Origin of the sequence: Sulfurirhabdus autotrophica (genome assembly GCF_004346685.1) — a bacterium.
In the GTDB taxonomy this organism is placed as follows: Bacteria; Pseudomonadota; Gammaproteobacteria; order Burkholderiales; family SMCO01; genus Sulfurirhabdus; species Sulfurirhabdus autotrophica.
This window is the reverse complement of sequence record NZ_SMCO01000015.1, coordinates 41,050-65,282: the sequence shown is the minus strand read 5'-3', so window position 1 is coordinate 65,282 and position 24,233 is coordinate 41,050. Positions and strand designations below refer to the sequence as shown.

Sequence of the window (24,233 nt, the reverse complement as noted above, 5' to 3'; positions counted from 1 at the left end):
CCTTATTACCTACCTGGCTATCACTTAAAAACGCTCAACACCAAAGGTGTGACAAAATATTAACAATCAATCTGTAGCCTTAAAGCCAAAACAGCTTATTGGAACACAATCGTTCAAAATACTTCTCATTCTTAGATCAATTACGTGATGTACATTATTAATCAAAATACTGCAAAACACTAAATTCAGTTCATTGATTTTCTTTGTATTTTTTGTGTCTCACGCACTATCCTATAGAATAGGTAACTCGCATTTTGTATCTTAATTACCTGCTTACCTATACCAACCGGCATACCCCTTGCCAAGATTTTATATGGACCAACACCTGAATCCGCACCAAATACGGCGTAAATACCTGGCTGAAGTATTCGGGTTGTAATAGACAACTCACCATTCTTTAGCTCTACCTTGTAGCCACCATAAGGCTTCGCCAACGGCTCCCCTACAAATATCCCTTGCCCTGGCAAAGCAACACTCTTCCAATAAGCTTCTATCAGTGTCTCACCGTTGATATAGTAATTAATCACAATTCCTGGAATCGGGAATTTACCTGGAAAATTGCATGGTTCCACAACTGCGCCATAACTACCTGATGCACCAGCCTCCAACCAACGCAAAATGCTCATCTGCAAACTATCAGTCAACTGCCCTCCTGCTGAAGTAAGATGATCAGCAATTGCACCTGGAATAAAAGTATTACTAGTCACCTTGGCCACTTCTGAAGTTCCAGTAAAATAGAACATCACATCTGTTTTATTTTCAATAAAATTGCTTTTCACACGTTCCAATTTAAAAATACCATCCATATAACGAAGTAATTCATCATATTGTGCAGCACGAACATTACGGTTTTTGTCAGTCGTATCCAACAGATAGCCTGTACCTGAAGGAAGCGTGTTATCTGAGAGAATTCCCCGATCTATAAGCTTTTTTACTTCATTAAAATCTGTACCAGCCAGGCTCATAGTGGGCCGCATTTTAAACATTTTATAGGGGGTATTACTGGGTGAATTGAAGTATGGGTTTGGTTTTGTTAGTTCGCAGCCATTTGCACAATATTTTGAGTCAAATCCTAAGGCAAAAGCAGTAGTAATTGACATGCAATCCACTCGATAGGGTTTGGACCAAGTCAGTGCAAAGGCCTGCACCTGCTGTGGAGTAATTAAATCAACCTGCGTTTTTATTTTCGTAAATTCAGCCTGATTCATAGTAGTTGAACCGGGTTTAAAACTGATGTGGATCATGTTCCTTTCGGGAATATTGCGTTTTATTTTATAGTATTGCGCGATTTCCACACTTAAGGGATCGGCATCGTTGACAATCACTGCAAGCTCTTCGGGACCAAGACTCGTTTTGGGGAAAATTATTGTTGGTTGGGGCGAAACAGATAGTTGTTCGAGATTTGACTCAGCAAAGCAAGAGGGGTACGACAAAGCCAATACAAAGAGTGACACAACAACTTCCAAAAATTTTTCTTTACTCTTAAACACAATTAATGGCTCAGGTCGAAAACTGCCAACTCACCCTTAGAAGCTACATAAGCAAAAGGATTACATTCTGACATTATGCATATCCTTTCGGATTATTTACTTGCCATCGCCAAGTATCTTCACACATTTTATCTACACCAAATTCCGCCTTCCAACCAAGCAAGCGTTCGGCTAATGCTGGGGCAGCGTAGCACGCTGCGATATCACCAGAACGTCTTTCAACAATTTTATATGGCACATTGCGACAACTGGCTTTTTCGAAAGCACGGACCATATCCAGTACTGAGTACCCTTGACCAGTTCCCAGATTAACCGTGAGTGGCTGGTTGCCTTCCCAACCTTTCAAAGCTTGTAGCGCTGCCCAGTGACCCTTTGCGAGGTCTACCACATGGATATAATCGCGCACACCGGTCCCATCAGGGGTGGGATAATCGCCACCAAAAATACTCAAATGCGGCCGTCGCCCCACAGCAACTTGAGATACAAAAGGCATCAAATTATTTGGAATACCGTTTGGATCTTCGCCGATCAGGCCACTTTCGTGTGCACCCACAGGATTGAAGTAGCGCAACAATGCTACCTTCCACGAAGGATCCGAGAGCACAAGGTCGCGCATGACGTCTTCGATGATCAACTTGGAACGACCGTAAGGGTTTGTAGCTGAAAGTGGAAAATCTTCGTGGATCGGCACTGTGGCGGGATTACCATAGACTGTAGCGGATGAACTGAAGACGATCTGCCGAACATCTGCTGCGCGCATGGCTTCGAGCAAAGTTAACGTACCGCTTATATTTGTATCGTAGTATTCAAGTGGCTTCTCTACCGATTCACCCACCGCTTTTAAACCGGCAAAATGAATGACAGCTTGAGGCTTTTCTGCTTCGAAAATAGGGGGAAGTGCTTCTGCATCACGAACATCAGCGTCATAAAATGATACTTTTTTCCCGGTAATTGTTTCTACGCGGCGCAGGGCTTCACGCGAACTGTTACATAGATTGTCTACCACAGCGACTTCTAATCCCGCTTCCAGCAAAACCAGACAAGTGTGAGAGCCAATGTAACCGGCTCCACCTGTAATTAGAATTTTTCGATTTTCAGACATTTTTTTCGTCCCCCATTTACTTTGTTCGCCACCATGTGACGATAAGCGATATCGTCACGGTGTAAGGCGCAGCCCCAAATCTTTTTTATTATTACTTTGTCATTTTTTTTATTCACTCATTGACAAGACCAGGGCGAATGGTATTCATTTACTCAACCCAATTGAAGCCCCCGTAATGCTTCAATAATACGTGGTACAGCATTTCCATCTCCATAAGGATTGTGCGCATGAGACATAGCAATGTATGTATCCCTGTCGAGCATCACTTGCTCCACACCAGTGACAATTTTATCGCGGTCAGTACCAACCAACATCACCGTTCCCGCTTCAACTGCTTCTGGGCGTTCTGTAACATTTCTCATCACTAATACCGGCTTACCAAGAGCCGGCCCCTCTTCCTGAATACCGCCAGAATCGGTAAGAATCATATCCGAATGATCCATCAACCATACAAATGGCGCGTAATCTTCCGGTTCAATCAACATGACGTTTTCCAATCCGGCAAGAATATCAAAAACCGGTTTGCGAACATTTGGATTTAGATGCACTGGATACAGCAGGTCCCAATCTGGATGTTTATTAGCCAGATCGCGGATAGCTGTACACAGGTCTACGAAGCCCTGCCCAAAGTTTTCACGGCGATGACCTGTAATCAAAATCAACTTTCGCTCTGGATCAACTATATGGCCGTACACCTTATCGCCAAAATGTTCGTGCCAGTGGTTGTCTTCATAGGCACTTACCATATCGCGCACTATCAGAAGGGCATCGATAACCGTGTTACCGGTAACCCATATTTGATCTGCAGGAACCCCTTCTGCCAACAGATTACGGCGGGAACCTTCTGTGGGCGCAAAATGATATGTAGCAATCCGGCCTACCAGTGAACGGTTAGCTTCTTCCGGAAATGGCGCACGCAAGTCCCCAGTGCGCAGGCCGGCTTCAACATGACCGACTGGGATGTTTTCATAAAATGCGGCCAGTGCTGCGGCAAAACAGGTAGTTGTATCTCCATGCACTAATACCACATCTGGCCGATCCTGACGGAACACATCACGCAAACTCAAAAGGCAACGCGCCGTGATATCAAACAAATCCTGGCCAGGTGCCATCAAATTAAGATCATAGTCAGGCTTGATATTGAACAAATCCAGCACTTGATCCAGCATTTCACGGTGCTGTGCTGTCACACACACCTTGGATTCAATACCTTCTGCACGCGCTAACCCCAACACTACAGGCGCCATCTTAATCGCCTCAGGTCGCGTACCAAAGACACTTAGAAGGCGCAATGTCACGCAATAATCCCGCGCGTATCAATCAGAATTTTCTCTTTCAGGTCAGCGGCCTTGAGTTTTCGGAATTGCTTGTGATCCACAAGTAGAAGAACAATGTCCGATTTAGCCACCACTTCTTCATAGGGCAACAAGTTAAATTCGGAATGCTTCGATAATGTGGGTTCAGAAATCAAAATTTCACCAACGTTTGCTTTGATCAACTTGCGAACAATTTCTACTGAGGGCGATTCACGCAGATCATCTACGTCAGCCTTGAACGACAATCCCAGACACCCGATCACGGGATGTTTGAATTTGTCGGCACTTGATTTTACTTTCGCGATTACCCACTCTGGCTTATGATCATTCACCTCGCGAGCGGTACGTATGAGACGCGCCTGTTCCGGCGCACGAGCCACAATAAACCAGGGGTCCACCGCAATACAATGCCCACCAACGCCAGGACCTGGATTTAGAATATTGACCCGCGGGTGGCGATTTGCCAGCGCGATAAGATTCCAAACATTAATGCCTTCTTTGTCACAAATCAATGAGAGTTCGTTGGCAAATGCGATATTGACGTCGCGAAAAGAATTTTCTGTGAGTTTGGTCATTTCCGCGGTGCGTGAATCTGTGGCTAACACTTCACCCCGAACAAATGTCTGGTAAAACTCAATTGCCATTTGCGTTGCCAATTCATTGATACCACCGATGATGCGGTCGTTTTCTACTAATTCAGTTAAAATCCTGCCAGGTAGAACCCTTTCCGGGCAATGCACTACAAATACATCCTTGTCCACATCATGGCCTGCATCACGCAGTATTTTGGCAACCACGCCATCGGTCGTACCAACTGGACTAGTTGATTCCAGAATAACCAGATTACCCGGTTTGACATAGGGCGCGATCATTTGAGTCGCTGCCTCCACATAGGATAAATCAGGCTCGTGATCACCTTTAAAGGGCGTAGGAACGGCAATGATGAAAATATCAGCTTCTTTTGGCTGCAAGCCAGCACACAGATTACCTGCTTGTACTGCTGATTTCACCAGAATGTCCAGATCAGGTTCAACGATGTGAATTTTCCCCTGATTAATGGTGTCAACTACATGCGCAGAAGTATCAACACCATAAACTTGGTATCCCTTGGTACCGAGTAAAGATGCAGTAGGTAAACCAATGTAACCTAATCCAATCACGCAGATTGTTTTATTGAAATCCGCCATATTTTAAAGTCCCACCATATTTAACATGCTCAAATTATGCAGATGCATATTTCTAATCGTACAATCTAAGAGTGTACTTATCTACTGCAATATATTGGAGGATAATTTACAGCTATTTTGAGCACCGAAGGGTCATTAAATATTGCTGCCCCTGTGACAATATGAGCATTCCTTCCCTTTTCGCAATTTATTAGTTATTGTTTGTATTTTTATTTTTTTTACACGAATGTACAGCGGATTTAAGTCTTATATACAGATCGTTGTGAACAGTTTTTAGATATTTTATAACGTCTACATCTACCTTTTTGAAATGTGAACTTTTCAAATAATTTGCCAACTCAATTTCACTAGATGTAATTGCAGATGAGAGTTTTGCCCCATTTCCATTTACATGATCTTCCGCATCCTCTGCAGTTAACCGCCCCTCAAGCGCAGTAATAATTTCTTGATCCAAATTCGCTAACAGAAAGCTGCAATTTTTTTTTTCCTGAGATGGAAATATCCCACCTTTTAGTTTATCTCCAGCCACATCATGAACCATTTGCGCACCGACTTGTTTCTTCTGTTCAGCAAATCCGTAAACCAGCGCAGTATCGCACAATAAATTGATTAATCGGGGCACACCATGGCTATGCTGAAATACCGCTTCACAGGCTGCATCATCAAATACATCGGGATCACCCCCACCTGCAATACTTATCCTGTGATGTATGTAAGTTTTAGTTTCTTCCTCATCCAGTGGCTCAAGATGATAGTCAACAGCAATTCGCTGAGCAAACTGCTCAAGTTCAGGGCGACGCAACGTATCACGCAAACCTGCCTGACCGACTAGAATAACTTGAAGCACTTGATCTTTATCCGCATTTACGTTGGATAACATGCGCAACTCTTCTAATGTTTCAGCAGGCATATTTTGTGCCTCATCAACGATAAGTACTGTGCGTTTATTCTGACTATATTGCAGCACTAAAAAATCGAGAAATGTATGGAACATTTCAACCTTTTCTTTACCTTTATAATCCAGATTGAATGCAAACAATATCCATTGCAACAGTTCACCAAAAGATCGGTGTGTATTGGAAATCAAACCAACATTCAGATCCGATCCCATTTGGCTTAGCAAATGCCTGATCAAGGTGGTTTTACCCGTTCCGATTTCCCCTGTGATTACATTAAAACCAGCCTGATTCATCAACCCATATTCCAGCAAATCGAAGGCCATGCGGTGTTTAGGGCTAAAGTACAGAAAACTTGGGTCCGGAATTATCGAGAAAGGCTTTTCCCGAAATCCGTAAAACTCCTCATACATAATTAATGTCCCTTTTTCTTAAACAATTGTTTAAGAATACCAGCCGACTTATCAATGATTGTATCGGGCTCAAGAGATTTGTTTAGCACGGTGCCAATCAGGTGAGTTGAACCCAACAAGCTCGCAGCACGAGTGATATCTTCAGTCTTGGATTTAGCTTCTTCAACCACCAAGAGAGCGGCATCAACAAACGGTGCAAAGGCCAAAGCATCAGCCGCAGATAAAAGAGGGGGCAGATCAAAAATGACAATACGTGATGGATAGCGGCTTTTTAATTCCTTTACGAGTCGTACCATTTTGGGTGAGCGTAACATTTCAGATGAATTCTGTAGTGGTTTACCACCTGGTAGTATTACGAAACCACCAATACCTGGATGAATTAACATTTCTTCCAATGGTGTGTCTGACATTAGATAATCACTCAGCCCCACTTTAGGTTTAAGGCCAAACATTTTATCTACACTAGGATGACGCAAATCCGCATCTACCAATAAAACCGTCTGATCCACTTCCTGAGCAATGCTGATTGCCAAGTTAATAGCTGTAAGACTTTTACCTTCATTTTCACCCGGACTTGTCACGGCTAATACATTCCAGTTATTAGTCCTCATTTTCTGTAAAACTTGAGTACTTAATAACTTGAACGCATCTGTATAGCTACCTTGGTCAAAGCCACTGACAATACGATTCTCACGCAAAAGTTTTTTTGGCACATCAATGGATTTAGTCTGGGTATATTGAATACGTTCAATAACTTCAGGAACTTTCATTATTGAATGAACATTGCCTTTAGAGCCTCCAAACCCTAATCCGGTTTTTGCCCGCTCACCACGTGCTCTTTCTAATGCTTCTCTAATTCGTTCCATATCACCCTCAACTAAAATTTACTGTCAAATATCCATTTTTCTGAGAATTCGGTACCACAAAACATCTAGCGGTACCCATAAAAAATGTACCAAAAGTAAAATGACAGCAATACTCGATATCACACCCAAAATGACCAGTGAATTGACTTTTGTTTTTTTACGCCTATCTTCCGAATTTTCAATATAAGGTATTACCGAAAGTAATGGGGCATTCAACAGCCCAGTTAAGGATTTAGACCCCTTAACTGAACTATCCATGCTTTCAAGCACACCCGCATATGCCACCCCCCCTCCCAGTGATAAAATAAATCCCAAAAGAAAAATAGCAGGGCGATTCGGACTATGAGGTTTTTCAGGAAGCTGTGCGGGATCAATTAATGAAAAACGCTCACCTTTGCTATCTTTTTCTAATTCTTGCGCCACTTGAGCTTCCATCTGTTTGGCTTTTAACTCTTGATAACGATGCACAGAATTTTCATGGTCACGACTTAATAATAAATATTCTTGTTCAACCTGCGGCGTTTGCTGCAAAAGTGTTTCATATGAATTCATTTTTGCTTTCAAATCAGCCAATTTTCTTTTTAACGAATTTAAATCGCTGTTTACAGATTCAAGTTGTGATTGCAAAGATATATATGCTGGGTTTTCTGGTTTCTTAAATTTAGGCGTTTCTCCAGCAGCCATCGCTTTTTTATAAGACTCTTCTAAAGAGGCGATAGATTTTTTTAACTTAATAACATCAGGATGATCTTCTGAGTATTTTTCATTCATCATCGCCAAATCAGCGCGAAGACGTGTCAATTGCTTAGCCTGCTCTTGAGTATCAACACCCCCACCAGTTGCTTTTTTAAGAGATTCAATCTCGCGGCGCATTTTAACCACGTCAGGATGCTTCGCTGAATACACACCAGAAAGACTGTCATATTGTGATTGCAATGACTTTAGACGTTCATCTTGATCTAAAATTCGATCACCTGAAGTTGACATCATTGGAGTATTGGGCTTTATTTGCGCTAACTGACCTTCTAAATAAAACTTCCTTTCTTCCCCGGCACTAATTTGCCGTCCAACATCCATAATTTCTGAATCGGTACGGTCACGTAGTTGCATGTTTAATGTCACTAATTCCGGCAATCGCCCCACATTCTTCGACTTGAAATCTGCTAACTTAGCTTCTGTTTCAGATATATGACGACTTAACTTGGTAACTTCTTCCGATAGAAATGTAGAGGTTTCTGCTGATTTTTCTTTTCGAGTTTTTAAATTTTCACTAAGGTATAATGAAGTTAATTCACTTGCTACTTTCTGGGCCCCCTCAGCTGTTTCTCCATCAAATGCCAGAGTAAATGCGATTGTGGCTGTTGTCTTCATACCACTGCGCCGATCAATTACATCAGCACTAACAATATTCATTTTTATGTCTTTGCGCATACGTTCAAGAATTTCTTCTGTCGTATCGTGTTCACGCTTTGAGGCATATAATTTGTACTTATCTACAATTCCCATCAAATTAGCACGTGTCATCACAGTTTGACTGATAACCTGAATTCGCTGATCAGCAAAACTAGTAATAGTTGACCGCACAAGTTCTGGTGGGATTTCCTGTTCTTCAATTAGAATAGTAGCGGTTGACCGGTAAACTGGTGGAAGTAAAAATGCCAGTAAAACGCTGGCTAGCATTAGTACACCCACCACAATAAAAATTTGTTTTTTTCGACGACGCAATGCTACCAGGTAATCCTTCAGATCTTTTGTTTGCTCTTCCATGTTTCCTCTTTATTATTTCTCATCATTTAATTCATCTGAAGCTTACAAAATAAAGTATTAATCAAATCGCTATTAAAGCTTGAACTCTAAATAAAGCAAAAATCAGACCATGCCCTTAGTAACTCCAAAAAGCTTCAAATAAATACAAATTTTAATATTTTTTTATGGCTATTTCTGTCAGTTTTTTGACATATATGTCAAATTTTAGTTCATTCCTACTAGCATAATTAAACTAAAATTATCTACTTCATGGTTCACCAAAATTCATTTACTACAATTTCATGCTCGCTATCCACAACCAAAAAAATTTATATACTGAAAATGGAATGGCTTATTTCAATTAACGGGATATAGCAAATTTTGGCCAATCATACTTTATTTGCGCAAATACCGAATTTGCTGAAGCGCTAAAATTTGTTTGTTCATATTCATTTCTTTCATATCGGTACCCTGTGTCTAAAACCCACGATTCTGACAAACGCCAACTCAGGCTAGGAGATACTGTATAATATCTCCTATTATTTGCTAGAACACCGCCTTTATTTCTACTACGCAAAATGAAAGAGCTAATTGATCCTGATACCAAAGGTGACCATTTATCGGTCAAAATCAAAGTCGCCTGATCAGTCTCTACCAAGGTATTATCACCAGGTTGTAATTTTCTGCTGTATTGCGCTGTTAAATTTGCAGTTTCAAATTGTTTGTTCAGTGACATATCAAAAGACATACCACGATTTCTTGATTCAGATGTTGAAAAAACAGTGACTAACGGTTGACCACAATAAATAAAGAATCCGCTACCATTAAATCCCAAACTATATGAAGGACATAATTGAGTTCCGGTGATTGTCGTTGTTTTTACTGTGTACCCACCAATAGTTAATGAACCGCTTAAAGTTTCTGAAAAGTCGTGTGTAACACCACCACTCAATCCATAAGAATCCGATTTCACCACGCCACTATTTATGTCAGTCTTCTGATTATAAGTTTGAAATATAAGTTTATCTCTTTCAGTATATTGTTGTATCAGGCTGAATGTTGCTGTATTTACCTTATAATCCGTGCCACTATCATACTTAACTTGCGATAATTGATAATCAAGGCGTAAAGCATTTTTTTCAGATAACGACCAAATCCATGAAGGCGCAATATTTGAATCGGTACGCCGAATAAGTGAGCCAGTTGCGATGTTGTCATATTGAGAAGCGAAGCTTTTCGTGTAGTTAGCATTCAAACCAAAAATACTCCGCTCAGTTTTATAGTTTGAAGACAAGGTATAAAATTGATCAACCCTGTCCAATCCCTGCTCGCCTGAGTATTTATTGGCACTTAATGTCGCGCCTCCACTGACATTAGAAATCTCAGTAGCATAATTAAATTTAACAGATGGCGAAAGTGTAGTAGCAGTAACTGAAGGGTGCTTTACCATTGTAAGGTGAATATTATCGTTATACTCTTCCTTTAGGCTTACAGAAGGCTCTGCCGACCATTCTGCTGCCAACGAAACCAAAGGAAGCAGCATCAACAATGAAGTGCTACACGACACAAAACTCTTTTTTGTAACAAAAAAAAGATTCAAAATAAGATCCTCTAATTATTCTTTTCTAGATGTAAGCAACACTTGAAATTTCATGGAACCACAACCACATCCCCACTTTGAAGCATAATATTCTGATCTAGTTCTTGTCCTTTTTGGACTTGTGAATATCGAAAGGGTAAAACCAAATCCTTACCGTTTTCTTTACGTAACACCTTTATATCGTTCTCTGCAGCAAATGGCGTTAACCCTCCCGCCATACTTAGCGCTTGTAAAACATCAACATAGCGACCAGCCGGATACTCACCCGGCTTATTTACTTTTCCAATTACATAAATTTTGTTACCAACCACTTTCAGTACCGAAACCGATACTACAGGGTCAGGAATGAATTTTTCAAGCCGCGCAGTAATTTCTTTCTGAATTTGTTCTGTGGTCTTCCCTTGCGCTTGAACTTCTCCTACCAGAGGAAAAGACAACCCCCCGTCTGGCCTAACTAATACTTCAGCTTTAAGACCTTCTTCTTTCCAGACAGAAATCGATAGCACATCTTCAGGCCCAATCTGGTATCCCTGATCGACAATCCCTGCTTCAGCTTTTGGCGTATCAGATGGCACCTGCTCAATAACTTTTTCTGCCTGAGAAACACTGCTTATCAGCAAGCCTAAAATAAAAACTGGAATAGTCAAAATATTATTAAATTTCATCATTAGGACCTTATTTTAAAACAAATTTATTGTTAAATTATGACAAAAATGCCTTACAGTTGGTACAAATATACTATTTTTCTCTTGCTTTTCAAATCAATAAAATAATATCTGTTCAAAACACTTGAAACTGAATGCACTATTTTGGTTTTTGCATTTGTGAGATTTCAATCTGGTAAGCACCATTCCTCTGCTCCTTACCCATTAATTTTAGCAAATCCTCTAATTCTGCTTTTCTTGCTGGTTCTGCCTGTGCTGTTCCTCGAAACTCAATACCCCTATCACTTGACCATTCACCTTCTCCCGCTATACGCAGCAAGCCGGACAGGGTAGATAATCGAATCTTGGAAACACTATTATCTCCCTGAAGATCCATATGATAACTACCTAAAGGGTTTATACGACTCAAGCTTACAGAAGCATTTCTCCACTCAACCATTGCTTCACCCGCCAATTTTTTTCCAATAGAAAAGTCTTTTGCTTTAAATATCAGTTCACCTTCAGGTTTCCACATTTGCCAAGCCGGCATAAAATCTGCCAGTACTTCAATAGGTAAAATGCTATTCATATTACTAATATGGAACGTTCCAAAGCTTTTTGCAACAACACCCTGCGATTTATTTTGGCCATTTTCAAGTGCTATTTTTGTTGCCAATTCCATTTTAAACATTGGCAACAAAAGTATTTCCCATTCCAAACTACCAAGCTGCCTCTGGCTACTATCATTTTTTTTGAGCACAACCTGCTGTGCTTTGCCATGCCAAAAGCCGCCTTCAGACTGTGTGATTTCTAACCTACCGTTTGACAGTCTTGGTAACAACCATTCCATCAGACTGGCTGGCGCAGTTACAATTAAAAAGAAAACATACAAGACTAAGCCTGCAAATAAATATTTTAGGTGCTTACTGCGTTCAACCGTTTTACCAAAAGTCATCCGGCAACCTTCACCAGCAATTTGGCTTTCACCTTCACCAAGCCTGGCTGAGCTACCCCTTCAATAAGGCAACTTTCAACCAGAATTCGGTTTTGTTCCTGCAAATTACCCAACCACTTTATCCATCCATCAAAAGAAACATTCTCCATCTCAATGCTAATGCGTCCAGCGCTATCAACATTGATGAACGTGCGTTCGTTCATTAAATTAAACTTCTCCGCTGAATGTTCTAACACTTCCTTAACATTGCCAATAGGCAATGGTGCTACAACCGGAAGTGATTTTATCCTGGCGACCTCTAAGGCATTTAATTGCATCTGCTGCGCATTTGCTTTGAGTTGTGGCAAATTTGCTCGTAACTTATAACGCGCCTGATTCATCGGTTGCCAAATGTAAAACACTAAAATGACAGTAAATAGCGCGAAAAATCCAACACCAAGCAGCCAGCGCTCACGCAAAGGCAGTGATTTCCAGTACATCTGTATTTTGTCGCTCATGAAACGCCCCCTTTAACAATCAGATGCGCAATTATTCCACCTGATTTGAGGACTTCAATCTTTTCTACCTCCATTTTCACACCCGCATTTTGAAACCTGCTACGTATTTGTTCGGCGGTTTGTGAGGCTTTTAACTGCAAGCTTATTTTTAGGATGCCGTTATCATACTGCAAATCCTGAGCTATCACCATACCTGACTGCGAAAGCAATGGCACCACTTTCGCCAGCATTGGCAAAAAGTCTGTCGGGTCAGACAACCCTTTGGCATGCCTTAACTGTGCAAGATTTCGTTGCATTTGTAATGGCGCATCCACAATAACCTTAGCTTCAGGGAACGCTTGATGAAAAAATTGTTGGATCTGATTTTCCAATTGATGCTTTTGATAGGTAAGAATAGACCACTCAGTTATCCCACCGCCAAACTGCAATAACAAGATAAGACCTGCAAGAATTAAAGGCAGTTTATATTTAGTCAGCCAATCAGAATTGAAGCCTGCCGGAGCAAATTCTCCTTGCAGCAGATTGATCCCTTTGTCCAGCTTATCTGTAGCTGAATACCATTCCCAAATTGGCTCCAAAGAAACTGCCACATCAAGTTTAGTCGCCCAACTTTCCAAGCTGGGCATTTCAGCTCCCTTTGTAAGCTGCAACCTGATTTTCTGCGGGGCGTTTCCTTTGGCTGCAGCTTCTTTAACCGCAAGCATTAAACCAAGTGGGGGAGTTTCCAGATTGCCACCATCTATAGATGAGCCAGAGACGCTATCTTTACGTACAAACCCTTCACGACCATTCCACACCATTGTCCATTTACCAGGGCTCACACAGGGGAGAAGCGTTTCAGGCAACATTTGGCGAGGTAACAGTCCATTGCTCTGTAACTCACTCAATACTCGCTTCATCCAGCCTTTATCAATCAATGCCACAACCGTTTCGCCATTAAGCAATTGGGGGCCCGCTGCAACATGAATGGCGTCAGGATCGTACATCAGTTTTTCTTCAACTGCATAAGGGAGCAATTGCAGCATTTTCCGTCGATTTCGCGTTGGCACACGCACTTGCGCTAATAACACCATACTTGCAGGTACAACCACCTGAACATTATCGGCTTTTGGTATGGCCGAAAGGGGACTATCTCCTCGATGAACGATTCTGCCCTGTGTATCTCGCAGAACCCATTGACACAGTGATTTATCGCTACTTTCAACACCAACTTCAGATTCTGACCCACCAGTAGACTGAACAATGGTGGCGACAGTATTTTCCGCAAAATGCTCTGGTATATATATCTGTAAAAGTGACAAATGTTGCCCCATAATTTTAGTTAGTTTTTTTCCATACTACAGCGGGCCAAACGTCACCTTGTCGCATTAACAATGCCTTATAACCAGCCTGAGCTCGACCAAAATTTGCCAAACTTGTTACCATAAAATACCGGCTGCTTACACTGAAAATATTATCATTGATTTGCCCAACTTTTGTAGCCGGCAGTTGCGCCCTAAAATCAGCCTGGTTTACATAATGCTCAGACTTCCTTTTGTTTACAAGGGCTTTTACATCTTCTGAAGATAAATCCTCAAACAGCGCAAGCAGCACTTCTGCTGGTGCTGTATTCACATTCACTTGTGTTGGCTCGGGTAATACCGTTACAAAGGGACTTAAACGATCAACAATCCCCCGGTCAAATCCTTTTATCCGTAACAAATCATTAAGATCGGTCAGATTCTGGTTTGCTGAACGATAAGGTATATCCAGTGCCAGGTAATCCATGTCTTCTGCTCCACCGGGCGAGGTTACATCAGAATTTAAATCTATCCAGTCCACTACTGCATTTGCCAAATCTGTCGAAAGTTTGAGTTGATTTAGTAGGCGTTTGAAAATAGCCAAATCTGGTGGACTCACTGCACCATTACGGACCACATTATTCAGGTTAAATAATCCCTGTTGGTCTGTGATGCTTCCGGTTACCTGGCCATTTTCAACCGGTATTGGCGCCAGTACCGTTGCCCACTTTTCCCCCAGATAATCTACATTATTATTACGTGCATCATCAGCTAAAATTGCGCGTGCCCAATCAATTGCTGCACGGGAAATTGCCTGTGCCTGGGCTTGGTCCCTTAAATTTTCCACCTGTCTGATCCAGATTTGTTGTTGCCACGCCATAAATGCCGCTACGCTGGAAGCCAATGCGACAATCAGTATCACCGTAATGATTGCGATGCCACTCTCCCCGACTTTACTGGCTGAAGGTTTGAACAAAATCATAGCGCAAATAACCGCACTATTTGCTCACCAGATTGCAAACCAACCCGAATCTCTACTGCCTGCGGCGCAACATCATTCTGCCCTAATACTGGCCACTTTGATTGCCATTTCCCCTGCTTATCTAAATAGCGCATCACAAAGCTGGTTACATGGGGCAACACCTGAAAAACTGCAGGTTGAGTGCGTGGAGCCTGATCCAAAACCGGCCAGACCAATTGTTCAATATTATGTTCACGCAAACGATAACCATATCGTTGCAAGCCCCCTAAGCTTCCTAGTTGCCCAGGCAAACCTATCCGGGTAAATACCAGTTGAGCGTCATCCTCACCAATCACTTCGGGTTTTCCTGCAAATGCTGGCAGCACTAGATCATTATTATTATTACGAACTGGACGATTGACTACATTTGTCAGACTATCTTTCATTTGAGCAAAAAATAAAGATAGTTCACGCCATTTTCGGTTATCGTCCAATAAATGTGCACGTGTCTCCAGCGTCGCGTTTAATCCCCTATATGCTACCACTGACATAACAGAAAATATGGCTATTGCAACCAGCAACTCGAGCAGCGTAAAGCCAGAAATGGTGTAAACATTGGCGCATTTATTGCTCTGATGAGTAACTTTTTCCTTGCTTTGCGCAGCTAAACTCCAAAATACCATTTACTCTTTACCTCTACCTAGATAACCCACCAACTGAGCCAAGGCTTGTTTATCAACACCTGCGTAAACCTTTATTTCGACGCGTCTAAATGCAATATTAGGTGAATTTGAAACATTTTCTTCCCAGCGTAGTGACAATCCTGCCTGGTCTTCCATACCATTACTTAATCCAACTGGAGGCCATTCAGACCGGGCCATATGCTCAGCCAAGCGATTATCAACAACCCAACTTGCCAACAATCTACGCTTAAGTTCATTGGAACTGTCAGTCATTTGCATGGATGCGCGCGCAACCGCCGCCATTGCAATGGCCAGAATTGCTAACGCGATCAACACTTCCAGTAAGGTAAACCCTGCCTGTTTATTCATCGCTCTTCAAGGCTATCTTTCCCTGACTGTCAGAAGTGATCCACATATGATGCCCTTTTAATTCTAAATTGATGCTGAATGGCGCGCTCATTCCTGCTGGGGAAAAAATCAAACGCTCATTCGCAACAACTTTGGCTGAATTAATACTCAGTTCCGAAAGCTTTATTTCGGATCCCAACAATCGTTCACGGAACAAGTCATCATTCGTAAATTGCACCCATTTGCCATATTCATCTTTGCGCCAAAACTGATACTTGTCACCGTCTAACGACAACGCAATTTCTCTTCCACTCACTATCGCTTCATCATGTGCCTGCTCTATCAGCAAAGAGAGCTTTCTGACCTCATCCATCAATTTTTGTTTATCGTCAGGCATGAAATTCACGCTAATCAAACCTACCGTAATCCCGATAATGACAAGCACAATCAAAATTTCTACAAGCGTAAAACCAGCCTGTCGTTTTGATTTCAGGTTAGGCATGCCAGCAGAAAATACGCGATTACTGACTCCAGGAACCCACATCAGCATCATTCCCCTCGCCGCCTGGCGCGCCATCCGCACCCAAGCTGAACACGTCGATTTCCCCTCTGATGCCAGGACTTAGGTATTGATAGTCATGTCCCCACGGATCTTTAGGAAGCCGATCCAAATATCCACCTAATTTCCAGTTTGGAGGGACCGGCGCACTCGCGGGTTTAACCACTAACGCCTGCAAGCCCTGATCTGTCGTTGGGTATGAAATATTATCCAACCGATAAAGTTTAAGTGCCTGCATCAATGCAGCAACATCCTGTTTGGCAGCAACAATCCGCGCTTCATCAGGCCGCCCCATGACCTTAGGCACAATCAATGCCGCGAGAATTCCCAGAATAACCACTACAATCATAATCTCAATAAGGGTAAAACCACTCTGCAGCGCTTTCTTCTTCGCGTGATACTTACTCAACATTTTTTAACTCCAGACATTAGTTTTCGATTCCGAACCCAAATTATTTCCACCTCAAACCATTTTCAATAACCCTAGCAAAAAATAGCCCGCGTTATAAAATACATGCAACGCCAACGCGGCATAAATGCTGCCATATTTATCCCGAAAATACCCAAACACAAGCGAAGGGAAAAAAACTGCAATAGCCCAAAGTGGCGAATGATAAATAAAATGGACGAGTACAAATAATAGCGAGGCAAACAAATTCGCTCGCGTTATTCCCCAGCGCTTTTCCTTGCCCCAGTTATGTAACCTGAATTGCCCCTGAACTACCCCTCTAAATAGCAATTCCTCTAAAAATGGCTGCCATAACACTACAGAAAGAAAGAAAATAAAACTGTTTTGAACCAAAAAAACAGGCAGCAAGTTCGATGAAAGAAACCACATCTCGAACCATACAAAAACACCAACCAATAACGCCAATAAAAATTGAATATCTCGGAAAAATGGTCGATACCCAGTTAGCCCCGCATCTGCAAGCACCGCTTTATACATTAGTGTACCAGTTGATTCATTTCAAATATTGGCAGCAGAATTGCCAATACAATTACCAGCACTACCCCTCCCATCAACAATATCAACAGGGGTTCCATCAATCCAGTAAGCGTGGCCACACGACTTTGCATCTCCTGCGTCTGCTGTGTAGCAATACGCTCTAACATCTGATCCAGTTTGCCACTGGCCTCCCCACTGGCAATAAGATGGATCATCACCGGTGGAAACATTTTAGTACGTGCTAAAGAACGGCTTAAGCTCCCCCCTTCTCTTACTCGGCTTACTACCTCTTCCAACGCACTTCGCATCGGATAACTGTTTAACACTCCCACCCCAGCCTGCAATGCAGTTAACAATGGCACACCGCTGCCAACCAGAATAGCCAATGTGCTGGCAAGACGCGCAGTATTCAAGCCGCGGATCAACCTGCCAACTAGCGGCAGTTTCAACAACCAGGAATGGAAACGGTAACGTATATCAGGGCGTTTTAAAGCTTTCCGACCTCCCCAAGTTCCAATGACTATAATTGCAATCCAGATAAACCAGGTACTACGCAAAAATGAACTTAAACCCATCAAAGCACGAGTTAACCAGGGTAAAGGCTGATTGGTATTCAGAAAAACATTGACTACTTGGGGAACCACATAGGTAAGCAATCCTGCAACAACGGCAATTGCCACAAATGTCACCACAGCAGGATAAATAAAGGCCAGCACTACTTTTTGCCGAAGCGCATACCGGTCTTCCATGTAATCTGCCAAACGCAACAATACACGGCTCAACTGGCCTGATTGTTCCCCGCTTTGCACAAGGGTCTGATAAAGTTCTGGAAATACTGTAGGGTATTGGGACATAGCCCGAGCCAAGGTATGGCCAGCCAATATTTCGCTGCGCACACCGGCTAGAACTTGCCGTTGGTACTGCGATTCCGTCTGTTCAATCAAAGCATTCAATGTTTGATCAATTGTCAGTCCGGCGTTCAGTAAAGTTGATAATTGCCTTGTCAGCAAACTCAGTTCTGAAAGTGGCAACCCACGCCTTAACTGCCACCTTCTCCCTTGAGATGCTGCTTTTTCAGAAAGTGCTTCAACGCTAACTGCAATTAAACCCTGTTCACGCAAATTCAAGCGAACTTGCCGAGGGGTATCCGCTTCGAGCACCCCAGTTCTGGATCTACCTTCAGAATCAACTGCTTCGTATCTAAATCCGGACATCTCTCGCCACGCGCAACACCTCTTCGAGCGTTGTATCTCCAGTTACCACCCAGCGCATCCCATCCTGACGCAAGCTGATTAAATCAGACTTCAATGCGTAATCACGCAAGGACTGCTCAGATTCTCCATCGTGGATCATTCGCCTTAAATTAGCATCTACACTCAGTAATTCGTATATACCAGTCCGCCCTCTATAACCAGTCATATTGCAACTCGGGCATCCGGTCGCGGTAAACAAAGTGCTTGGTGGGTTTGGTAAGTTCAGCATGTTTAGTTCAGTTGCATCGGGCGTATATGCGTTACGGCACTCAGGGCAAGTTCGCCTAACCAGACGTTGCGCCAAAACCCCCAACAGACTGGACGCAAGCAAGAAAGGCTCTACCCCCATATCAATCAGACGCGTTACCGCTCCTGCCGCATCGTTAGTGTGTAGTGTTGCCAATACCAAGTGCCCAGTCAGGCTAGCCTGTACAGCTATCTGCGCCGTTTCAAGATCTCGAATCTCACCAATCATGATCACATCCGGATCCTGGCGCAGAATCGCACGCAATGCCCGTGCAAAAGTCATGTCGATGCGCGCATTGACCTGTGTCTGCCCTACCCCATCAAGATCATATTCAATGGGATCTTCTACTGTCATGATGTTACGCGTCGCAGCATCCAGACGTGAAAGCGCAGCGTAAAGCGTGGTTGTTTTACCTGAGCCTGTAGGACCGGTGACCAGCACAATACCATGCTGCTGATGAATGAGCCGATCAAGCCCATCCATCGTTGATGCGCCCATTCCCAAGCCATCAAGATTGAGTCTGCCATGTTGCTTGTCAAGCAAACGCAATACAACACGCTCACCATGTCCAGTAGGCAGGGTGGAAACGCGCACATCAACGGGCCGACCCGCAATTTTCAGCGTAATGCGGCCATCCTGCGGCAGGCGTTTTTCAGAAATATCCAGTTGCGACATCACCTTTACCCGCGACACTACTGCAGCGTGCAAAGAACGTTGAGGCTCTATCACATCGCGCAACACACCATCTACCCGAAAGCGCACAACCGATCTGGTTTCGTAAGGCTCAATATGTATATCTGAAGCATTTTCCCGCAACGCCTGAGTCAGCAAGGCATTAATCAGTCGGATAATCGGTGCATTATCTTCTGCTTCCAACAAATCGCCGATTACCGGCAAATCCTGTGAAAGTTGCTGAAGATCAAAATCCTGCTCCATATCCCCCATTAAACGGGCAGCATGGTCATCCGGGCGAGCATAGGCTAACGTAAGACATTGCTCAAAAACTGCCGGCTCCAACACTACAGGATGCAGCGGCTTTCCTAGAATTCTGCGGGTCTCAGCCAGCGTTTCAGCCTGCAAGCCATCCCTCACCCACACTTCGATTTCATAGCCAATCTGGCGGACTGCTATCACACCTTTACTCTTGGCAATATGATAAGGAAGCAGTCCAGTTACCTTGGGATCAGGAGTGGATAAATTTTGATTCAGCATAGATATAAAATGATGGAATAAGTCTTGAGGTCACTAGAGCCAAGTGTACCCCTAATGAATTACCTCAATTTTTGGCACATCTGCACCCTTGATCACCCCAGTTTGTTCACCTTCGACAGCAACTTGGTTTACCTTGCGTTCAGGTAGCTGAGGATTAGCAATATCCGGCAAGAACAAATGCGATTTCAATTTTGACTGCCCTTGAACATTACGGATATAATCATACCGATCACCAGTCAATGAGTCAGATGCAATGGCATTTCGTATAATTATTGGTCTGATAAAAACCATCAAATTGGTTTTCACATGTTTACGTTTTTCGTACTTAAACAAACTACCAAAAACCGGAATATCACCTAAACCAGGCACCTTATCCACCCCATCCTGAACATCATCCTGAATCAAACCACCCAATACAATCGTTTGACCATCATTCACCAACACCGTTGATTCAATAGAGCGCTTATTAGTGATAATACCAGCCTGGTTGGTCGTATCCTGAATACTAGAAGCCTCCTGCAAAATCTGCAATTTTACCGTCCCGCCCTCAGCTACTTGCGGTTTTATCTTTAGCGTTAATCCCACATCTTTTCGTTCAATTGTCTGGAAAGGGTTAACTGTAACCGCTCCACCAGTCGATGATGCCGCTTGGGCATAACTACCCGTAATAAACGGCACATTCTTACCAATAACGATTTTTGCTTCTTCATTATCCATCGTCAACAGATTTGGGGTGGAGAGGATATTCGCATTGACATCGGATTCAAGGGCACGCGCCAAAGCGGTTAACCCAACAATTTCCTTACCACCAATCGTCAACCTTTGCAGTAAACCCAAATTCAAACCGGCAGATGGCAACACAGTTCCGGTAGACAAACTGGCAATGTTAGAACCACCCGATCCAAAGTTCACCCCGGCTACTACTGCACTATTATTGCCACCACTTCCGAGCGGGGCTTGCCACTGAATACCAAATTCAGCCGCTTTATCCATCGTTATTTCAGCGATTAATGCTTCAACAAAAACCTGCGCTCGCCTGGCATCCAGCTTATCAATAACAGAACGCAGCGAATTATAAACATTATCTGGCGCTGTAATAATGAGCGAGTTAGTAGCCGTATCCGCCTGAATAATCCCAGTCCCAAGAGAGGTCTGAGGCAACCCCGGTTGCCCTGCAACCGCACCTGCAACCTGAGCACTCTTTACCTCACCGGATAGAACGGCACGTAGCGTTTCCGCCAACTTCCCTGCTTCAGCATTACGCAAATACACTACATGCATATTTCCTGACTCACTTGTCGGCACATCCATTTGAGTCACCAAACTGCGCAAACGAGTTAACTGTGCAGGATTACTGGAGCGAATAAGCAAACTATTGCTACGTACATCAGCCGAAACAACAAATTGCTGCCCCGCACCAGCTTGTGCACCAGGTGCCGCTGGCACCCCAGGACCCTCACTTATCAAGCGACTGAGCTGCTGTGCCATATCCAAAGCAGATGCATATTGCAATTTGATAATGGTCAATTCACTGCCACTTGGCTGGTCAATTGAATCGATTATCTTATTGATGCGTTTAATGTTGTCAGCGTAATCTGTAATCACCAAGGTATTTGTGTTGGGATAAGCAGAAATAGAATTATTGGGGCCAATCAATGGACGAAGCACGGGGACTAATTGTGCCGCTGACTCATATTGAAGTGGATAGACTTGTGTGACGATCTTATCACCACTGGTCGTTAATGTTTTTCCAGTTGTCACACTAAAGTTTTGTTTCGCGTCAGCCTCAGGAAGAATCTTAACAACGCCCTGGCCTTCTACCGCTGCGAATCCTTGCAAACGTAGGGCTGATAACAAAATCTGATATGTCAGATTGCGTGGTACAGGTTTAGAGGAAACAATATTGATTGTTCCTTTGACGCGTGGATCAATAACAAAATTCTTTCCTGTGATCACACCAACTGCTTTCACAACCGAATCTATATCTGCGTTAACAAAATTCAGCGTAACCTGCTCATCTTCAGCAAACGATGGAAATACCAATAAACTGCTTAAAATCAATCCAACAACAGACCAAATACTACTAGATGTAAACCTCATACTCCTCCCTGCCCTTCGAATTATTGTTGAACCGTATAATTCATATAAAGCGTCTGACCATTACGCAGACACTGTAATTTCACCTGACCGATCTCATTCAATTGCTGATAAAGCTGATTTATTATTCCCATATTAGAGGCAACTTGACCGTTCACCGCTAAAATCAAGTCCCCTTGCTGCAACCCTAATTTCTGAGCTAAGCTACCTTTTGGCGCAGTATTTACAGCTATACCTGATCCATGCGGAGGCTTGGCCAAATTGCCTAATACTTTCAATTGTTTTGGGTTTTGCAAAGCCTTCGTTAATTCTTTACGTGAAAATGAAAAGTTGCCAGCACCTTCAGAACGCACATTTAAATTAAATTCAGTTGCATCAGCAGCATCCACGCTCTGGCTTAAAAATTTTATATCCAAATCCAAACGTTCCAACTTACCCTGCCTACGAATCTCCACATAATCGGGATAAACCGCATTAAGAAACGATGATTGCGAAATTTCATCCCCAACCAGAAAGGGTTGGTCAGGTTTACCATCCACCGCTATGATAGCAAAGGCTAGCTGCGAATCATTTGCCGAATATACACCATGTAATTTATAATTAGATAGTGTTAAAGTCCCGTCAGCATGTGAATAACCCACTCCTCCATATAGTTGGCTTGAGATGATCACGTTCACAGAGTCCTGAGCAGAAAAAATCAATTTTTCAAACGAAACCCCATGAGTTTTTGGAGTTATAACTAGCCACGTCCACTGCGCCAAAAACCAGCACAACAAAACGACTAACCCGCCTGATAACAATAAAACCCCACGCGCTTGAAAATAATTTCGAAACAATATATTTAAATCCTGCATACCTGACATGTCACGAAAGAATACCGTATATAGTTATTTAATACCAAATAATTTCACAGAAAGTGAAACTGCAACAAAGTGTATATTTACGTTATATTTAGAAATACGATCAAGGTAACGTAAAACATTACTGAATACCACATTGAAAAATCAGATATCCAACTATATAACAACAGGTTAAATCTTCTTAAGCTTTAACCAAATAAAAAAGCCAGCAATTTATGCTGGCTAATTATCAATAAGTGTAACTGACTTGCATTCACTTAATACCAGCACCTACGGCGAGCAATTAGAAAACCGAGGAAACCAACACCGACCAACCATAAAACCGAAGGCTCTGGCACTGAAGCAACCGGCAACCCTCCCGAAGATACGAATGCCGAATTAGACATTGAAATATTCATCAAGTAAAACCCAGGGTTCAACAATGAACTATTTGCAGCAAACAATCCATTTCCGGATTGGAAAGAAGTAGTTCCTAAAGAACCAAACTGAGTTATTCCATAATTAAGATCAAAAGCATCTGACGTTTCGACCCCACCCACAATCCCACCCACTAAACCATTAGGCGCCCATGAAAATGCAGAAGTGTTAGCCAAAAGATCGTTGATACTAATCGTCATAAAAAGGTTGGCAGCAGAAACCACACCTCCCGGAGTCAGGCTCGCTACTAGATTTGAATCCGCTGAAAAGCTAAACGAAACAGAGGTTGGGGTATTAACAAAAAAAGTCCCAACCCAAGTATTAGTTCCGGTACTTGCTCCATTACCCGACACTTGTGCACTAGAAACTGCACCTCCAAATGGACCTGGTGGCGCCGTAATAGAAGCATTTCCACCAGAAAACCCATTAAAAGAGATAGAATTCGGACTAGAGAAACCTATTGCAAAATTGGAAAGTGTAGTATTGGATGAAGCAATTGCACCAGCTTCCGCCTGACTACAAACACCCATAATTGCAAAGGCTAATAATGCACCCCTACCAATCGACATTGTTTTTTTTTGTTCAATTAACATATTATTTATTGAGCGTCTTTATGACGCACCCTTTAAAATTGGTATACTTTTCCGCTACCTAATTT

23 protein-coding genes are annotated in these 24,233 nt (G+C 42.7%); all 23 read right to left on the bottom strand.

The annotated features are described in order from the left end of the window. Positions 1-185 precede the first annotated feature (185 nt). The gene (locus EDC63_RS13600; RefSeq protein ID WP_223248366.1) at positions 186-1,490 is read right to left on the bottom strand and encodes a TIGR03790 family protein; all 1,305 of its coding nucleotides are present in this window, start codon (positions 1,488-1,490) and stop codon (positions 186-188) included. Between the two features lie 73 nt (positions 1,491-1,563). Further along, entirely contained in the window at positions 1,564-2,592 is a 1,029-nt protein-coding gene (galE, locus tag EDC63_RS13595; RefSeq protein ID WP_124947212.1) for a UDP-glucose 4-epimerase GalE, read from the bottom strand. A gap of 152 nt (positions 2,593-2,744) precedes the next feature. Next, positions 2,745-3,890: a non-hydrolyzing UDP-N-acetylglucosamine 2-epimerase gene (wecB, locus tag EDC63_RS13590; protein ID WP_317615908.1), complete on the bottom strand. Its 1,146-nt coding sequence runs from the start codon at positions 3,888-3,890 to the stop codon at positions 2,745-2,747. Further along, positions 3,887-5,095, bottom strand: a complete 1,209-nt coding sequence (gene wecC / locus EDC63_RS13585; RefSeq protein ID WP_124947211.1) for a UDP-N-acetyl-D-mannosamine dehydrogenase — start codon at positions 5,093-5,095, stop codon at positions 3,887-3,889. Before wecC ends, wecB begins: the two co-directional genes overlap by 4 nt. 190 nt (positions 5,096-5,285) lie before the next feature. After that, a complete protein-coding gene (locus EDC63_RS13580; protein WP_223248368.1) occupies positions 5,286-6,287 on the bottom strand; it encodes an ExeA family protein in 1,002 nt (333 codons plus the stop codon). 119 nt (positions 6,288-6,406) lie between these two features. After that, entirely contained in the window at positions 6,407-7,270 is an 864-nt protein-coding gene (locus EDC63_RS13575) for a CpsD/CapB family tyrosine-protein kinase (protein ID WP_124947210.1), read from the bottom strand. A 24-nt stretch (positions 7,271-7,294) separates the two neighbouring features. Beyond that, positions 7,295-9,037: a Wzz/FepE/Etk N-terminal domain-containing protein gene (locus EDC63_RS13570; RefSeq protein ID WP_124947209.1), complete on the bottom strand. Its 1,743-nt coding sequence runs from the start codon at positions 9,035-9,037 to the stop codon at positions 7,295-7,297. A 340-nt stretch (positions 9,038-9,377) separates the two neighbouring features. After that, complete coding sequence (locus EDC63_RS13565) at positions 9,378-10,616, bottom strand: porin family protein (protein WP_124947208.1); 1,239 nt, start codon at positions 10,614-10,616, stop codon at positions 9,378-9,380. Positions 10,617-10,666: 50 nt separating this feature from the next. After that, a complete protein-coding gene (locus tag EDC63_RS13560; RefSeq protein WP_124947234.1) occupies positions 10,667-11,281 on the bottom strand; it encodes a polysaccharide biosynthesis/export family protein in 615 nt (204 codons plus the stop codon). 139 nt (positions 11,282-11,420) lie between these two features. Further along, a complete protein-coding gene (locus tag EDC63_RS13555) occupies positions 11,421-12,215 on the bottom strand; it encodes a type II secretion system protein N (RefSeq protein WP_124947207.1) in 795 nt (264 codons plus the stop codon). Continuing rightward, positions 12,212-12,712 carry a type II secretion system protein GspM gene (gene gspM, locus EDC63_RS13550; RefSeq protein ID WP_124947206.1) on the bottom strand — a complete coding sequence of 167 codons (501 nt, stop codon included), beginning with the start codon at positions 12,710-12,712 and terminating at the stop codon, positions 12,212-12,214. Before gspM ends, EDC63_RS13555 begins: the two co-directional genes overlap by 4 nt. Next, complete coding sequence (gene gspL, locus EDC63_RS13545; RefSeq protein WP_124947205.1) at positions 12,709-14,025, bottom strand: type II secretion system protein GspL; 1,317 nt, start codon at positions 14,023-14,025, stop codon at positions 12,709-12,711. The genes gspM and gspL overlap by 4 nt, the downstream gene beginning before the upstream one ends. A gap of 4 nt (positions 14,026-14,029) precedes the next feature. Next, a complete protein-coding gene (gspK, locus tag EDC63_RS13540) occupies positions 14,030-14,974 on the bottom strand; it encodes a type II secretion system minor pseudopilin GspK (protein ID WP_124947204.1) in 945 nt (314 codons plus the stop codon). Continuing rightward, entirely contained in the window at positions 14,971-15,636 is a 666-nt protein-coding gene (gene gspJ, locus EDC63_RS13535; protein WP_124947203.1) for a type II secretion system minor pseudopilin GspJ, read from the bottom strand. The genes gspK and gspJ overlap by 4 nt, the downstream gene beginning before the upstream one ends. After that, positions 15,637-16,005 (bottom strand): type II secretion system minor pseudopilin GspI, encoded by a 369-nt coding sequence (gspI, locus tag EDC63_RS13530; protein ID WP_124947202.1) that lies wholly within the window; start codon positions 16,003-16,005, stop codon positions 15,637-15,639. Continuing rightward, complete coding sequence (locus tag EDC63_RS13525; protein ID WP_165922998.1) at positions 15,998-16,537, bottom strand: GspH/FimT family pseudopilin; 540 nt, start codon at positions 16,535-16,537, stop codon at positions 15,998-16,000. The genes gspI and EDC63_RS13525 overlap by 8 nt, the downstream gene beginning before the upstream one ends. Beyond that, a complete protein-coding gene (gene gspG, locus EDC63_RS13520; protein ID WP_124947200.1) occupies positions 16,506-16,955 on the bottom strand; it encodes a type II secretion system major pseudopilin GspG in 450 nt (149 codons plus the stop codon). Before gspG ends, EDC63_RS13525 begins: the two co-directional genes overlap by 32 nt. A 51-nt stretch (positions 16,956-17,006) precedes the next feature. Then, complete coding sequence (gene mrtJ, locus EDC63_RS13515) at positions 17,007-17,489, bottom strand: JDVT-CTERM system glutamic-type intramembrane protease MrtJ (protein WP_124947199.1); 483 nt, start codon at positions 17,487-17,489, stop codon at positions 17,007-17,009. Further along, positions 17,489-18,703 carry a type II secretion system inner membrane protein GspF gene (gene gspF / locus EDC63_RS13510; protein ID WP_124947198.1) on the bottom strand — a complete coding sequence of 405 codons (1,215 nt, stop codon included), beginning with the start codon at positions 18,701-18,703 and terminating at the stop codon, positions 17,489-17,491. The genes mrtJ and gspF overlap by 1 nt, the downstream gene beginning before the upstream one ends. Further along, positions 18,690-20,201, bottom strand: a complete 1,512-nt coding sequence (gspE, locus tag EDC63_RS13505; RefSeq protein ID WP_124947197.1) for a type II secretion system ATPase GspE — start codon at positions 20,199-20,201, stop codon at positions 18,690-18,692. Before gspE ends, gspF begins: the two co-directional genes overlap by 14 nt. 51 nt (positions 20,202-20,252) lie before the next feature. Beyond that, positions 20,253-22,301, bottom strand: coding sequence for a type II secretion system secretin GspD (gene gspD, locus EDC63_RS13500; RefSeq protein WP_124947196.1), 2,049 nt, complete (start codon positions 22,299-22,301; stop codon positions 20,253-20,255). Positions 22,302-22,321: 20 nt separating this feature from the next. Beyond that, the gene (locus tag EDC63_RS13495; RefSeq protein WP_124947195.1) at positions 22,322-23,161 is read right to left on the bottom strand and encodes a type II secretion system protein N; all 840 of its coding nucleotides are present in this window, start codon (positions 23,159-23,161) and stop codon (positions 22,322-22,324) included. A 254-nt stretch (positions 23,162-23,415) separates the two neighbouring features. Continuing rightward, positions 23,416-24,168: a PEP-CTERM sorting domain-containing protein gene (locus tag EDC63_RS13490; protein WP_124947194.1), complete on the bottom strand. Its 753-nt coding sequence runs from the start codon at positions 24,166-24,168 to the stop codon at positions 23,416-23,418. Positions 24,169-24,233 lie beyond the last annotated feature (65 nt).

Bases quoted from the DNA above. Each gene is read 5' to 3' on its own strand.
- EDC63_RS13575 (WP_124947210.1), bottom strand. From the start codon at position 7,270: ATGGAACGAATTAGAGAAGCATTAGAAAGAGCACGTGGTGAGCGGGCA.
- gspK (WP_124947204.1), bottom strand. From the start codon at position 14,974: ATGATTTTGTTCAAACCTTCAGCCAGTAAAGTCGGGGAGAGTGGCATC.
- EDC63_RS13555 (WP_124947207.1), bottom strand. From the start codon at position 12,215: ATGACTTTTGGTAAAACGGTTGAACGCAGTAAGCACCTAAAATATTTA.
- EDC63_RS13560 (WP_124947234.1), bottom strand. From the start codon at position 11,281: ATGAAATTTAATAATATTTTGACTATTCCAGTTTTTATTTTAGGCTTG.
- EDC63_RS13490 (WP_124947194.1), bottom strand. From the start codon at position 24,168: ATGTTAATTGAACAAAAAAAAACAATGTCGATTGGTAGGGGTGCATTA.
- EDC63_RS13580 (WP_223248368.1), bottom strand. From the start codon at position 6,287: ATGAATCAGGCTGGTTTTAATGTAATCACAGGGGAAATCGGAACGGGT.
- gspL (WP_124947205.1), bottom strand. From the start codon at position 14,025: ATGGGGCAACATTTGTCACTTTTACAGATATATATACCAGAGCATTTT.
- galE (WP_124947212.1), bottom strand. From the start codon at position 2,592: ATGTCTGAAAATCGAAAAATTCTAATTACAGGTGGAGCCGGTTACATT.
- gspM (WP_124947206.1), bottom strand. From the start codon at position 12,712: ATGAGCGACAAAATACAGATGTACTGGAAATCACTGCCTTTGCGTGAG.
- gspJ (WP_124947203.1), bottom strand. From the start codon at position 15,636: ATGGTATTTTGGAGTTTAGCTGCGCAAAGCAAGGAAAAAGTTACTCAT.
- gspD (WP_124947196.1), bottom strand. From the start codon at position 22,301: ATGAGGTTTACATCTAGTAGTATTTGGTCTGTTGTTGGATTGATTTTA.
- gspG (WP_124947200.1), bottom strand. From the start codon at position 16,955: ATGTTGAGTAAGTATCACGCGAAGAAGAAAGCGCTGCAGAGTGGTTTT.
- mrtJ (WP_124947199.1), bottom strand. From the start codon at position 17,489: ATGTATAAAGCGGTGCTTGCAGATGCGGGGCTAACTGGGTATCGACCA.
- gspE (WP_124947197.1), bottom strand. From the start codon at position 20,201: ATGCTGAATCAAAATTTATCCACTCCTGATCCCAAGGTAACTGGACTG.
- gspI (WP_124947202.1), bottom strand. From the start codon at position 16,005: ATGAATAAACAGGCAGGGTTTACCTTACTGGAAGTGTTGATCGCGTTA.
- EDC63_RS13495 (WP_124947195.1), bottom strand. From the start codon at position 23,161: ATGTCAGGTATGCAGGATTTAAATATATTGTTTCGAAATTATTTTCAA.
- EDC63_RS13525 (WP_165922998.1), bottom strand. From the start codon at position 16,537: ATGATGCTGATGTGGGTTCCTGGAGTCAGTAATCGCGTATTTTCTGCT.
- EDC63_RS13570 (WP_124947209.1), bottom strand. From the start codon at position 9,037: ATGGAAGAGCAAACAAAAGATCTGAAGGATTACCTGGTAGCATTGCGT.
- wecC (WP_124947211.1), bottom strand. From the start codon at position 5,095: ATGGCGGATTTCAATAAAACAATCTGCGTGATTGGATTAGGTTACATT.
- gspF (WP_124947198.1), bottom strand. From the start codon at position 18,703: ATGTCCGGATTTAGATACGAAGCAGTTGATTCTGAAGGTAGATCCAGA.